Raw genomic sequence first — 13,679 nt, forward strand, 5'->3', positions numbered from 1 at the left:
TTCATTCCATGCTAAAGATTGACATGCACACCCATATCATCCCGAAAGAGATGCCCAACTGGACCGAGAAATTCGGGTATGGAGATTTCATCTATCTTCAGCACCACAGGGATGGCTTTGCCAAAATGATGAAGGGAAATCAGTTCTTTCGTGAAATCGAGGAGAACTGCTGGGATGCTGAAGTCAGAATTCAGGAATATGCCGCATTTAACACCCAGGTACAGGTGGTATGCACCATTCCGGTTATGTTCTCCTATTGGGCCAAACCGGATGATTGCCTTGATTTATCCCGGTTCCTGAACGATGATATCGCACAATTGTGCAGCGATTATCCCAGGAATTACATTGGACTGGGCACTGTACCCATGCAGGACACGGATTTAGCCATACAGGAGCTCCAGCGGTGCAAGGAACTGGGATTGCCCGGCGTACAAATCGGGTCCAACATCAATAATGAAAATCTCAGTGAACCGCGCTTCTTCAGGTTTTTTGAAGCCTGCGAGCAGCTGAATATGGCCGTACTGGTCCATCCCTGGGAAATGATGGGCATGCAGCATATGACAAAATACTGGCTGCCCTGGCTTGTGGGAATGCCTGCTGAAACATCACGGGCTATTTGCTCCCTGATCTTCTCCGGGACCCTTGAACGATTGCCGGATCTCCGTGTTAACTTTGCGCATGCCGGCGGTTCGTTTTTATCAACCCTCGGAAGGGTCGAGCATGGATTCAATTGCCGGCCTGACCTGGTGGCAATCGACAACAACGTTCCACCCAGCAGCTATTTGGGCAAATTCTGGGTAGATTGTATCACACATGATCCGAAAATGCTCCAGTATGTGCTTGACCTGCAAGGTTCAAAACGCATCACATTAGGTACTGATTATCCGTTTCCCCTGGGGGATCTGGAAATTGGCAAGTTTATTGAAGATATGAATTTAGATCAGGGTGTGGTTGAAGATATTTTCTGCAATGCAACCATGGAATGGCTGGATTTGAATAAAGAAGATTATGTATAGGTTGATTTTGTTTATCGGTGTTCTGCTGACCTCCTTCACTCTTTCCGCCCAAACGGAACAGGAAAAAATCCGGGAAGATATTGCCCAGCGCCAGGCCCAGTATCAGACCGCTCTGGACAGGCTGATTGAAAACGGCGTTGAAAAAATGGATGCCGGGGATTTCGAAGGCGCCAATGTGATATTTAAGGATGTACTTAAAAATGCGCAGGTGGTACCTACCGAGATGACTTTTTATTTCGGAAAGAATTCGTTCTATCTGGAAAAATATGAGCAAAGCATAGATTGGCTGAACAAGTATATCCAGCTTAAGGGAACCCAGGGAAGGTATTTCGAAGAAGCCACCGATCTTCTGAATAAATCAAATGCCGCTGTACGCCTCATGCGGCAGCAAGAAGCCAAAGCGACCGAAGCCATACTGGCCGCCGACTATGATATCGATTGCGGACCAACAGGCATGGTGATCTGCCCGGTATGTCAGGGACGTGGCGTGATCATTACCAAAACATCTTTTGGTCAGAACTACAGGGAATGTCCGTACAGTGACGAACATGGCCTGCTCACCTGCGAGGAATACAACCTGTTGTTAAAAGGCAAACTCGAAAAAAAGATCAATAACTGATCCTTTTGTTTGAAATTATAAAAACAGGCAAATTAGAAAGGGTACAGGATTACTCTGATTTTCAATAACCGATCTGAACGGTTAGATTTAGCTAAACTTTAAATCCATGACTTTCAAATTTTTGCCTGGTCTGCTGGCCATTATAGTCTTCACAAGCTGCGAAACTTCAACCAAACAAAACAATACAGAACAAAACACGGCAACCTCTCCTTTGCCTGAGGTCGTGAACAATCCCGATAAAGACGTTTATTTCGGGGATACGCACTACCATACCACTTTATCAGGTGACGCATTTGGTGGCGGTACCCGGATTACTGCTGAACAAGCATTGCGCATGGCGATGGGGGAACCGATGAAAACAAGTACTGGGCAGGACTTTCAAATCAGAAGACCCTATGATTTTCTTGTAATCACCGATCATGCAGAGGGGTTCGGAGTATTCGATGAGATAGCAGCCGGCAATGATATTCTTATGGCTGATTCCACGGCAAAAAGATGGTTCAACCTGCTTCAGGGCGGCGAGGAGGAAGCGAAACAGCTGGCAGTTGAAATTCCGTATGCACTGGCCAATAATAAACTTCCGGAACCTGTTACCAATCCCGAAACCGCCATTCCAATTCTCAGGTCGGCATGGCAGAACTTTACATCCCTGATCGACAGATACAATCAACCCGGAAAATTCACAACCATCATTGGTTACGAGTGGACATCTGTCCCCACCGGAAACAACTTACACCGGAATATCTTCTTCAGGGACGATAAGGAAAAAGTGAATCAAATACTTCCATTCTCCGCCCTGCAAAGTGAGGATCCTGAAAAACTCTGGGAATTTCTTTCTTCCTACGAGGAAAAGACCGGTGGCCGGGTTTTTGCGATTCCACATAACGGGAATATTTCCGGAGGTTTAATGTTCAATACACTTGATGCCTCGGGCAATCCTATAACTGCTGAATACGCGCAAAAAAGGCAGAAATGGGAGCCAATGTATGAAATTACCCAGATCAAGGGAACAGGTGAAACCCATCCGATGCTGTCACCTACGGACGAATTTGCGAATTTTGGTATCGCCGGATGGGATAATGGAAATCTTACCCTGGATATTTTGGAAACTCCGGAACAACGCAAATATCAATATGCCCGAAAGGCATTGATTGACGGCTTGCAGTTGGAGAAGGAACTGGGTATTAATCCTTATAAATTCGGTTTTGTTGGAGCTACCGATACGCATACGGGCATTCCCAGCGTGGATGATGATAACTGGTGGGGTAAGCACGTCAGCTCAGAAAAATCCCCAAAACGATTGATGGAAAATGTAAAGGAATTGAATGGAGCAACGCGATACGGCTATGGCTATCTGGCCGGCGGTCATACCGCTGTCTGGGCGGAATCCAATACACGTGAATCGATCTGGGATGGCCTGGCAAGCAAGGAAGCCTACGGCACTACTGGTACGCGGATTAAACTGCGGGTTTTTGCCGGGTATCAATTTACAGAAAGTGATATGAATCGGGATAATTATATCCGTTATGCGTACGATAATGGTTTGCCGATGGGCGGTGATCTTCAGGCCAGTCAGATTGCCCCTAAATTTCTCATCCATGCCATGAAAGACCCTGAATGGGCGAATCTTGACCGGATCCAGGTGATCAAAGGTTGGGTTAAAGATGGAAAATCCTATGAAAAGATCTACAATGTCGCATGGTCCGGGGATCGCCAAACAGATGCCGGCGGAAACATACCCCCTGTTGGTAATACCGTTCGGATTGAAGATGCCACCTATACGAATGAAATTGGTGCTGCCGAACTAAAAACGATATGGGAAGATCCTGATTTTGACCCTTCTGTCCCGGCATTCTACTACGTCAGGGTACTGGAAATCCCGTCCCCCACCTGGCAATTATATGATATTGTAAAGTACGGACTTACAGAATTTCCCGAAGATGTCCCATTGGTACAACAGGAACGGGCATGGTCCTCACCTATCTGGTATGATCCCAGGTAAACCACCTCATGTTTGAGCTTGAATTAAATTGCATTGGTAATCAACTTTTGTAATTTAAGGTCTGCATGAAACAACTTTTTTCTTCGCCGATCTTCCACATCCTTGCTTTTGGTGCGCTACTGGCCATCGTTCTCATTGTGACTGTTGGACCCAAACTTCCTTCATCAAAGGATAAGCAGGTTTTAATTGCAGATGACGACGTCGCTCACTTGCTGGTTATGTGGCAAAAAACCTGGCAACGTCCCCCTACCCGGGAAGAACTGCGCGGTGCACTAAACGGGTATGTGCAGGATGAAATTCTGTACCAGGAAGCCATCAACCGGAATCTTGACTATAACAACGCGATGGTTCGGCAAGCATTGATTGTTCAGATGAATATGCTCGCAGAAACACAAGGTTCAGGCGATAAAATAACTGAAGAGAGCATACAGGCCTATTATGCCTTGCGAAAGGACCAGTTTGTGCTTCCGGCTCGAATTAGTTTCGCACAGCTTTATTTCAGTCCGGATAAACACCCGGCGCTAGAAAGTCATGTAAATGAAGTCCTCACCCGCATAAGTCAGGAGGAAATTCAAGATATCCACGAGCTTGGTGATCCTACCATGCTCAATTCCGAATACAAGGATTATGCAGCAAATGATCTGTTGAAAATATTTGGTGAGAATTTCGCCGAAGAAGTGTTTACCATTAATCCCGGCGAATGGACAGGCCCCATTGCTTCTGCTTACGGGCTGCATCTGGTGAAAGTACAGGAGGTAACAGCGGAAGCACCCGCTCCTATCGATCTTGTGCGTAATGAAATAATGCGTGAAATTGAATATGAAGAGAAGGAAGCGGCCAGGGAACAGTTTTTCACTGAACTGATCAGACAATATGACATCGTCTATGAAGGAACTGCCAAAGAAGTGATGAAAGATGATGAATAAACATCTGGTTTTCAGCTGCTTATTCAGCATAATTTTATTTCTGATACCAAAAACGGCATCGGCAGACATTGTATATCCGGCCCGTCTTGAAATAACGGAAATCTCACCGGGTGTTTATGAAGTCTACTACGTACTGCCCGTGGTTCAGGGTAAGGTTCTGAAAGCAGAAGCGATCCTTCCTGAATTATGCCAACTGATAACCGACAGAAAAATTGGCGGTGACGCCTTCATTAAATGGGAACGATGGACCATCCGCTGCACTGAATCCCTTCATGGCAAAAAGATAGGCATTGAAGGGCTCCAGGGAAGCCAGATCAGCATCATTTTAAAAATAAGCATGATAAATGGAAGGGTTTATGAGACCTCCCTGAGCCCGGTAAACGCCTTTTATCTTGTGCCTGAACCACCGTCATTTTTCAACATTGCAGGCCCCGCGATCAGGGATGGACTGAACATACTTCTTTCAACAGGCGGATTGTATTTTCTCTTGCTGATTCTTTTCATGATGAAGGCCCGGAGCTTCAACTGGCTGAATTTGTTCCTGTTATCAACTGCAATTGCTGTTGGAAATTTTCTGGCCACAGATCAACTCCTGATTATACCGGGCTATATGGGTTTGTTAATTCCATTGATCCTTGCGGCACTTTGCTCCATACACTACCTGCACAACCGGGCTCTGCCATCTGTAATCACACACTGGTTTGCCATCGTTTCCATCGGAATGATCATGGGCGCATCAATGCCCGTTTTAGGATCATCCCTTGGGCTCACAGAAAGTGAGATGATGCTAACGGTTCTTTTCAGATGGGTTGGAATTTTCGCAGGTCTGATTCTTGCATATCTACTCATTCGGGAAGGCCTGCATTTATTCAGATACTTTCTTCTTGATAAAGAACGCTGGCTGGTCTATGCTGTAGGCATAGGATCTGTGGGATGGCTCATCTACGAATCAAGCCTGTTCCTTATTGCACCTGCATTGCTCCCCAAGATGATACTTTACAGTCTCATTTTACCCATTCTATTAGGATTGATGGTGAACCTGTCGGATCGATCGGCTGAGCGGACCCTGTTGCTCTTCAGCAGTTCATCCATTGCCGGACTGGTTTGGGGACTTTTTGTAAATCTTCCCATCATTGTGATTCCCGCCATTATGGGAATCGTGTTTATACTTATCACGCTGGTACTGTATAAAACTACCATACGCCCGCTAATCTGGACATTGATGGTATTGCTGATCGGTATCGGGGGAGGCTGGGCTACAGGATACTTTACTGAATTAAACCAGTCCTATGCGATCGGCCACGGGATTGCATACTGGCTTTACAGTACCGCTGTGTTCATCTTGACTGTTACACTGTTCACCGCATCCGGCAACGTAAAGCAGGGTTCAGGAATATCCGGGATATTGCTGACGGCAGCAGCAAGCGGACTTTTCATATTATTTATTCGGGATTCATATTCGGAAGACCTCCGTGAATTGATCGCCATGGGAAAAATACCGGTGCCTTTCGTAAGTATCTTATTAATCATTGCAGCCCTGTATTTCTGGCCGCGCAAAAGACGGATCCATGAGAAAATGAATATGGCCCAGCGTACACCGCTTACCTCAGTCATACTTATTGCTATGGCACTGGTATGCCTTCCTTTTCTAAATTTACGTATGCAAAATCCTATTAGCGATAGCGGGTTAACCGATTCAGGTAGTGCCCGCCAGATCCTGCAAGGCATCCTCAGTAATACGTATGAGTCATTTAATATTTCAGATGAAGATCAGTTATTCGAACAACTGTCGGCCAGTGTGGATGAAGAGCTGATCGACGAGGTATACCTGGACAGCAGACGACGATTGAACGCAGGAGTTCGTCTGGGTGCTGAGGTCCGGATCCGTAATGTTGAAGTTCTAAGCATAGAAAATATCCATCAGAGATCGATTAATTCCTATGAATACGATGCGGAGTGGGTGGTCATCGCCCGTGTAAAACATCTTCAGCACATTCACTTCAGAAGAAATAAATACCTGGGAACCATTCAAATGCACCAGGTGGAAAATCAATGGAAGATTTCAAATATTGAATTAAAATCTGAAGACAGGTCGATTGTACCTGCGTCGGCGTCATGATCAAATGCCAGAACATATTATTTCGGTATCCTGACCAGTATTTTGAACTGAAGATACCCGACTTAACGGTTTACGATCACGAGCAGGTGGCTGTTATCGGTTCCAGCGGCACAGGGAAAACAACGCTGCTGCATTTGATTGCCGGTATTCTGGAGCCGGCAGAAGGCTCCATAGAAATCGATAACATCGATCTTACACGTTATGGCAAGGAGGACCGACAGGACTTCAGGATAGTCAGAATCGGACTGGTCTTCCAGGAGTTCGAATTACTTGAATATCTTTCTGTACTTGACAATATCCTGCTCCCATTCATGGTGAACCCGGTACTTCGGCTATCGGAAACTTCGCGGAAGTTGGCCGGGGAACTCGCAGACAGTGTGGGTCTGAGCACGAAAAAACAACGGCTTCCGGGTCAATTATCACAGGGAGAACGGCAACGTGTTGCTGCCTGCCGGGCACTGGTCACCCAGCCAGACGTATTGCTTTGCGATGAACCAACAGGCAATCTCGACCCTGCAAACAGGGACATTGTATTGAATACACTCCTGAACTACAGCATTCAAAATAAGAAACCCCTGGTCATGGTCACTCATGATCATGAGATCCTGTCAAAATTCAGTCGCATTGTAAACATAAATGATTACAGCCTATCAAAACTGTAGTATACATAGCGTGGCGATACATCCGGTTTCATAAGTACAAAACCCTTGTACTTGTGTTATCGATCGGGCTAATACTTTTCATACCACTAGGGTTAAACAAACTTGTAAATGAGGGCGCTGGCCGGTTGACCGGACGTGCTGAATCCACTCCCCTTTTGGTGGGCACTTTGGGAAGTCAGACGGAGCTGACACTAAGTGCCCTGTATTTCAAGGAGGCGGCATACCGCCCCATGCAATACCGTGAATTTGACAGTTTACGGTTTGAGGTTGATGGCAAGGTTTATCCGATGCATCTGAAATTCAGGGCTGGTGAACAACCGATTGTGGGTACTTCTCCAGAATATGTGACGTTTCGAAACATGACCTTCAGTGAAGGCCGGAACTTCGTTATGCTGGGCGAATGTATCCTGGGGGCGAAGGCCGCCGAGGCACTTCAGGCAGGTGTTGGCGACGCAGTCATTTCAAGTCCGGCTGGCGCTTTCGACGTAGCCGGGAGTTTTCCGTTAAAAATGAAGGTCGCAGGGGTTCTTAACCCGGTAAATTCACCCGATGACGAAGCGGTATTTACCGACATCAAGACAACCTGGGTTATTGAAGGACTGGCACACGGGCATGAGAATGTCGAAAATTCAGAAAATCAAATGCTCCTGAAAACCGATAGCCTGATCATCGCCGGTCCGGCGGTTCTTTCCTACACCGAGATCACAGAAGAAAACAGGACATCATTCCATTTCCATGGCCAGGAGGCTAATTACCCGATACATGCTATCATTGTTGAGCCACGCAATGACAGGGAACGCATTCAGTTGCGCGGGCGATATGAGTCACGGACCGACAATATTCAAATGATTGTACCTGCAGATGTCGTGAATGAACTGGTGGCTACGGTTTTCACAATTCGGGATTTGGTCTTCAAAGCCGGGGTCTTCATTGGCATCGCAACACTATGCATTGCAACACTGGTGTTCATACTTTCTGTCAGACTTCGGAAAAATGAACTTAACACTATCCGCAAGATGGGCGGCTCGGGTCGATGGATACAACAGGTTCTTGGCCTGGAAATCGTCATCGTTTTAACCCTGAGTATTGGTACCGCCTGGATAATTACCCTGTTCGTGAGTACTTTTAGTAATGAGATTATTGAAAAATGGATATGAATAACTTAGGTAAAATCAGCTTCGCACTAATCCTGTCGGCACTTTGCGTTTTTTCCTGTGAGTCGAAGAAGGATGCGGAAACCACAGATGCAGAACCTGCATCATTCACTGTTTACACGTCGAACTATCCGCTGTATTATTTCACAAGCAGGGTTGCCCCCTCCAACGTGGAAGTGCGCTTTCCTTTTACCAATACCTCCGATCCGGCGTATTGGGAAATAATTCCCGATACGGTTAATCAAATGCAATCGGCGGATTTGATCTTCATCAATGGCGCCTCCTATGAGCAATGGTTAATATCGGTGTCATTGTCCACATCGACCCTTGTGAATACATCAGAATCAATTGTCGATAAATTTATTACCACGGATGAATCTGTTGTTCACAGCCACGGGGAGGAAGGTGAACATGCCCATAGCAAAACTGCCTTCACAACCTGGATGGATATGGAACTTGCAACAGCACAGGCGGCTTCGATCAGGGATGCGCTGATAAGGATTGCCCCTGAACATGCTGCGGAGATTGAATCAAATTTCGAATCGTTGCGCAATGACCTAAACCAGCTGCATCAGGAATTTAAAACTGCTGCAGATACTGAACTTAAGGTAGTATTTTCCCACCCCGTATATCAGTATTTTACGAATGCCTATAACCTGGGCGGTCCGAGTGTGCACTGGGAGCCTGATGAATCACTTACAGATGAAATGAAACATGATTTTGCCCACCTGGCTGAGGAAGAGGGTCCATTTGATATTATGATTTGGGAAGGGACACCACTGGCGGAAAACGTCGAATTCCTTAATTCCATAGGCGTGCGCAGTATTGTAATCAGTCCGTGTGCCGCGTTGCCGGATTCAGGAGATTTTCTTGAGGTTATGCGAAAAAATATTGCGTCCCTGGAGGCAACGAAAGTGAAATAAAATTCGACAATTTTTATTATCTTTCTTTGCTTCCGTTACACCGGTCATACCGGTTATATTATAAGTACGATAGCCTCTTTAAAGAACAAAAAAATACCAGCAATGCCAAAGTTTTTAATTGAGCGTGATATACCCAATGTCGGTAGCCTCTCAGCGGAGGAAATGCGCGCCGTTTCGCAAACATCCTGTAATACACTGCAACATCTCGGGCCTTCTGTTCAGTGGGTCCAAAGCTTTGTGACCGATAACAAGGTTTACTGTGTTTACATTGCACCAAATGCCGAAATGATCCGTAAGCATTCGGAGCATTCCGGAATTCCTGCACATAAAATCAGTCAGATTTCAGGGATAATTGATCCAACTACGGCTGAATTGGTGTAGATTCACCGTCCTAACATGCATTTTACGCCTCAAAAAGGACGATTACCGGAGAATTTTAAAAATAAATCAAAGAATTCGGTAGTATCCATTTATTTAAGCGTACCTTCACACTTTATTATTTTCAATTAATTATTATCATGAGTAAAGGAACAGTAAAATTCTTCAATGAATCGAAAGGATTCGGATTCATCAAAGAAGATGGTTCAAACGAAGAACACTTTGTACACGTATCAGGCTTGATCGATGAGATCCGTGAAGGTGACGAAGTAGAATTTGAATTGCAACAAGGAAGAAAAGGATTAAACGCGGTTAACGTTAAAGTTGTTTAAGCGTTACGCGCTAACTTTATATCGCTTGAAAGCCCTTCGCGAAGAAGGGCTTTTTTTTGCCCCACATTTTTTAGTAACACAACCCCTATGAATTTTAAAGAACTGGGCATTATCACGCCCATCCTTCAGGCCCTGGCCGAAGAAGGATATACATCACCCACGCCCATACAGGAGGCGTCAATCCCTGTATTACTACGTAAAAAAGATTTAATGGCGAGTGCGCAAACAGGAACCGGTAAAACCGCTTCATTTGCGATTCCCATTCTGCAAAATATTGTTTCAGACAGCAACCGAAAAAAAGGCGGCCGTCAGCCATTACGCGCACTGATCGTTACCCCTACCCGTGAGCTCGCCATTCAGATCGGCGAAAGCTTTACAGCCTATGGCCGTCATACGGACGTCCGGAATACCGTAATTTTCGGCGGCGTTAAGCAGGGCAATCAGACCAACGCCCTTCAAAGGCACCCGGAAGTACTGATTGCCACTCCCGGACGATTACTTGACCTTATGAACCAGGGATACATTTCCCTAAGGGATATTGAATATTTTATCCTGGATGAAGCTGATCGAATGCTCGATATGGGATTCATTCACGATGTAAAGCGCATCATTCGCGAATTGCCTGAGCGCAGACAATCGCTGTTCTTTTCAGCAACGATGCCACAGCCAATTATTGAACTGTCGGCCAAGATCCTGCACAACGCCGAAAAGGTGATCATCAAACCAGAGCAAACAACGGCAGAGAAAATTAACCAATCGGTTTATTTCGTTGAGAAAAAACAGAAGGCATCATTATTGATCCATCTGCTTGAAGAAGAGAACATTCCTTCAGCCATCGTTTTTTCAAGGACCAAGCATGGTGCAAACAAAATTGTAAAACAACTGGACCGCGCCGGCATAAGCTCAAGCGCGATACATGGCAATAAATCTCAGGGAGCCCGACAGAAATCACTTTCTGATTTCAAAAACGGCGATATCCGGATTCTGGTTGCCACTGATATTGCCGCACGTGGCATTGATATTGACGAATTGTCACATGTGATCAACTTTGATCTTCCCAATGTTTCAGAGACCTATGTACACCGGATCGGACGTACCGGACGGGCGGGAGCGAGCGGCAGAGCCATTTCATTCTGTGATTTGGAAGAACGCGCATACCTGAAGGATATTCAGCAATTGATCCGTCAGCAGCTGCCGGTGATCCAGCCGCATCCGTATATGGATGCCGACCGGCCGGTGAAGGATGCACCACAAACAAGACAGGATTCAAGGACGGGGAATCCGAGAAACCGGAACTCCCGAAACCGATATTCACGATCACGGTAAACAACACAGAGGCCGGAGAATTACTCTCCGGCTTTTTTATTCCCTGAAGAATCGGCAGCCCTTTAATATTCCAACCAAATTTGTATATTATAGATCTTTCAAAAGAACTGATCATGATAAAACGTGATTATTTGCAGGATCAAATTCAGCAACTCGGTAAGGTCCTGGGGAAAATACTGGCAGAACTCCTGGGCACTTCGCTGGACAGCGATATAAATGATGTCATTGTCGATACGGAGCAGGCGCTGGAAGAACACCTGGATATTCGCCTCAGGAGTGCCGTGCGAATCGACGACCGCGAGTTTATTGATTTTTTGTCGGAAAAAAATATTAAAGGTGATTCAGTCCTTGAACAAATGGCAACCCTGCTTTTTGAACTGGGTTTACGAAAAAAAGAAATGGATGATGACGATGGTGCGCGACTGCTAATGTCGAAAGCCCGGGTTCTCTATCAGTTCCTTGCTGAAAATGCTGCCACATATTCTTTCGACTGGATGTATAAAATTCAGGATCTGGATGATTACCTGGAGTCCGGAAATACACTATAAAGTATACAAATTTTACCTCACAAAAAGAAGCTGAAGAATCATGTCAATCCATGATTTAAATAGCTGATTAGCAAAAATTTAATATTATCAAAGACTGTTTTACAGGTAGATAAGCTCCTGTAAAATGAAAACTTTCAACAGAATTTTTGCACCGTTTATGATAGTGGCCATTTTTGGCCTTTTGCTGTCATGTAACGAAGAGGAAATTTCCGATCCCCTTGCTGAGGGTTATGTGGAAATATCCTTGAATGAAATTTATCAAAACTTTCCATCGGGAAAAGCAGGTGACACGGAACTTCCGGCGCAACTCAATCTGCTGATATCCCTGGAAAATACCAACGGCGGTATTGTTTGGAACTCGGAGGAGATCAAGCTGAAAAAATGGGGTGAATCCTATGCCTCCAAACCTATTCGCCTTCAGGTTGGAGAATACGCGGTAACAGAGTTCCTGGTAGTCGATTACGACTATAATGTATTATTAGCAGCACCTGTTGCGGGCTCACCCCTGGCCTATTTAACCGACAATCCCCTGCCGGTATCATTCATAGTCTATACAGGTGAAACCACGTCCGTCACACCACAGGTTTTGGATGCCCTCAATAAAAAACCTGAGGATTTCGGTTACACCAGTTTCAAGTTCGACAAGATCAAAACCCTCGATTTTGACCTTCGTGTTTTCGATCTGAATCGAACTACCGGCGAATTTGTGTTAAGCGAAGCATTTCTGATGGTCGAAGCCAGCGGTGATATTTTATTTGAAAAACCGGTAGGCAACACTAGCAATCATATCACCGTACGCGACGGTTATGAGGATTATTTGCTGCACGTAACCAAGCCGAACCGTGTTACTCTTGATACGCTCATCAATGAACAGGTACTTAAAAAACTGCTTGAAGGAAAAGACGGGCCACTTGATTTATATCTGTCAGATGGTTTGATCGTCTGGAACAAGCTGGGAAGCACTGATGAACTGGCTAATAGTGAGGTTGGTCCATCATTGGTTGTTCCTGGAACACCAAATTTCGCGCCTGCCAAATTCGGCAACGGTGTGTATCCCAGATATGCATCAGAAATTCCGGAAATTCCTTCGGGAATCTTTAATGAATTCATTCCGAATCCTCTTCTCGAGCCCTGGACCATAGAAGTCTGGTACAAGCCTAATTATTCTGTTGTGGATAACCGCATCGTCGGAACCATTCCATATGGCAGGGCACACGTAATTGTCGCCAATTGCTGGAACTGGGATGGAGCAAATGCCGGAATTCGAATCGTTCCGATCAACGGCGGCTATACCGGCCCAACAGATGTAGTAGCAGATCTGGTATATTATAAAGCTCTGGGTGACTATTATTTCTTCCGAAATGATGTAATAGACAATGACGTTTCATGGAACGCCGGAGACCTTGTACACATGGCAGTGGTTTATGATCCCACCGGATATGACGGGGCACCCAGGTTTGAATTATGGGTTAATGGGGTATTGCACGGTCATTCGCCCGAAACTGAAATCCATGAATATGCAGAACCAGTGGTTGCATGGCCATTCTATGTAGGCGGACATCAATACAGGGTGTCCAACGGAGTGGTAGATAACATGAAGGTTTATCAATGGGCAAAAACAAATTTTGATGATCGTGATACAGAATAAACGATAGAATTCACAAGTATGGGGGC

The 13,679-nt window shown here is 45.5% G+C and carries 13 protein-coding genes; all 13 read left to right on the forward strand.

The genetic code is table 11. The features are described from left to right. The first annotated feature begins 8 nt into the window (after positions 1-8). The 13 genes from LDX50_RS08795 (at position 9) to LDX50_RS08855 (ending at position 13,653) form a co-directional block, all read left to right on the forward strand. The gene (locus LDX50_RS08795) at positions 9-1,016 is read left to right on the forward strand and encodes an amidohydrolase family protein (protein WP_225698071.1); all 1,008 of its coding nucleotides are present in this window, start codon (positions 9-11) and stop codon (positions 1,014-1,016) included. Beyond that, entirely contained in the window at positions 1,009-1,635 is a 627-nt protein-coding gene (locus LDX50_RS08800; RefSeq protein ID WP_225698072.1) for a DnaJ-like cysteine-rich domain-containing protein, read from the forward strand. The genes LDX50_RS08795 and LDX50_RS08800 overlap by 8 nt, the downstream gene beginning before the upstream one ends. Before the next feature lie 106 nt (positions 1,636-1,741). Further along, positions 1,742-3,637 (forward strand): DUF3604 domain-containing protein, encoded by a 1,896-nt coding sequence (locus LDX50_RS08805; RefSeq protein ID WP_225698073.1) that lies wholly within the window; start codon positions 1,742-1,744, stop codon positions 3,635-3,637. Positions 3,638-3,702: 65 nt separating this feature from the next. Next, on the forward strand, positions 3,703-4,563 hold the full coding sequence (locus LDX50_RS08810; RefSeq protein WP_225698074.1) for a peptidyl-prolyl cis-trans isomerase: 861 nt from the start codon (positions 3,703-3,705) through the stop codon (positions 4,561-4,563). Further along, positions 4,553-6,682 (forward strand): hypothetical protein, encoded by a 2,130-nt coding sequence (locus LDX50_RS08815; RefSeq protein ID WP_225698075.1) that lies wholly within the window; start codon positions 4,553-4,555, stop codon positions 6,680-6,682. The genes LDX50_RS08810 and LDX50_RS08815 overlap by 11 nt, the downstream gene beginning before the upstream one ends. After that, on the forward strand, positions 6,679-7,344 hold the full coding sequence (locus LDX50_RS08820) for an ABC transporter ATP-binding protein (protein ID WP_225698076.1): 666 nt from the start codon (positions 6,679-6,681) through the stop codon (positions 7,342-7,344). Before LDX50_RS08815 ends, LDX50_RS08820 begins: the two co-directional genes overlap by 4 nt. Positions 7,345-7,397: 53 nt before the next feature. After that, on the forward strand, positions 7,398-8,501 hold the full coding sequence (locus LDX50_RS08825; RefSeq protein WP_225698077.1) for an ABC transporter permease: 1,104 nt from the start codon (positions 7,398-7,400) through the stop codon (positions 8,499-8,501). After that, positions 8,498-9,421 (forward strand): metal ABC transporter substrate-binding protein, encoded by a 924-nt coding sequence (locus LDX50_RS08830; RefSeq protein ID WP_225698078.1) that lies wholly within the window; start codon positions 8,498-8,500, stop codon positions 9,419-9,421. The genes LDX50_RS08825 and LDX50_RS08830 overlap by 4 nt, the downstream gene beginning before the upstream one ends. A gap of 102 nt (positions 9,422-9,523) precedes the next feature. Continuing rightward, positions 9,524-9,802, forward strand: a complete 279-nt coding sequence (locus LDX50_RS08835) for a DUF4242 domain-containing protein (protein ID WP_225698079.1) — start codon at positions 9,524-9,526, stop codon at positions 9,800-9,802. A 137-nt stretch (positions 9,803-9,939) separates the two neighbouring features. Continuing rightward, positions 9,940-10,131, forward strand: coding sequence for a cold-shock protein (locus LDX50_RS08840; RefSeq protein ID WP_225698080.1), 192 nt, complete (start codon positions 9,940-9,942; stop codon positions 10,129-10,131). An 87-nt stretch (positions 10,132-10,218) separates the two neighbouring features. Beyond that, complete coding sequence (locus LDX50_RS08845) at positions 10,219-11,457, forward strand: DEAD/DEAH box helicase (protein WP_225698081.1); 1,239 nt, start codon at positions 10,219-10,221, stop codon at positions 11,455-11,457. 113 nt (positions 11,458-11,570) lie between these two features. Beyond that, a complete protein-coding gene (locus LDX50_RS08850; RefSeq protein ID WP_225698082.1) occupies positions 11,571-12,005 on the forward strand; it encodes a hypothetical protein in 435 nt (144 codons plus the stop codon). 124 nt (positions 12,006-12,129) lie between these two features. Then, entirely contained in the window at positions 12,130-13,653 is a 1,524-nt protein-coding gene (locus LDX50_RS08855) for a LamG domain-containing protein (RefSeq protein WP_225698083.1), read from the forward strand. Positions 13,654-13,679 lie beyond the last annotated feature (26 nt).

This window comes from Fulvivirga sedimenti, from assembly GCF_020328055.1.

Excerpts from the sequence above, each read along its gene's own strand:
- LDX50_RS08795 (WP_225698071.1), top strand. The coding sequence starts at position 9 with ATGCTAAAGATTGACATGCACACCCATATCATCCCGAAAGAGATGCCC.
- LDX50_RS08800 (WP_225698072.1), top strand. The coding sequence starts at position 1,009 with ATGTATAGGTTGATTTTGTTTATCGGTGTTCTGCTGACCTCCTTCACT.
- LDX50_RS08805 (WP_225698073.1), top strand. The coding sequence starts at position 1,742 with ATGACTTTCAAATTTTTGCCTGGTCTGCTGGCCATTATAGTCTTCACA.
- LDX50_RS08810 (WP_225698074.1), top strand. The coding sequence starts at position 3,703 with ATGAAACAACTTTTTTCTTCGCCGATCTTCCACATCCTTGCTTTTGGT.
- LDX50_RS08815 (WP_225698075.1), top strand. The coding sequence starts at position 4,553 with ATGATGAATAAACATCTGGTTTTCAGCTGCTTATTCAGCATAATTTTA.
- LDX50_RS08820 (WP_225698076.1), top strand. The coding sequence starts at position 6,679 with ATGATCAAATGCCAGAACATATTATTTCGGTATCCTGACCAGTATTTT.
- LDX50_RS08830 (WP_225698078.1), top strand. The coding sequence starts at position 8,498 with ATGAATAACTTAGGTAAAATCAGCTTCGCACTAATCCTGTCGGCACTT.
- LDX50_RS08835 (WP_225698079.1), top strand. The coding sequence starts at position 9,524 with ATGCCAAAGTTTTTAATTGAGCGTGATATACCCAATGTCGGTAGCCTC.
- LDX50_RS08840 (WP_225698080.1), top strand. The coding sequence starts at position 9,940 with ATGAGTAAAGGAACAGTAAAATTCTTCAATGAATCGAAAGGATTCGGA.
- LDX50_RS08845 (WP_225698081.1), top strand. The coding sequence starts at position 10,219 with ATGAATTTTAAAGAACTGGGCATTATCACGCCCATCCTTCAGGCCCTG.
- LDX50_RS08850 (WP_225698082.1), top strand. The coding sequence starts at position 11,571 with ATGATAAAACGTGATTATTTGCAGGATCAAATTCAGCAACTCGGTAAG.
- LDX50_RS08855 (WP_225698083.1), top strand. The coding sequence starts at position 12,130 with ATGAAAACTTTCAACAGAATTTTTGCACCGTTTATGATAGTGGCCATT.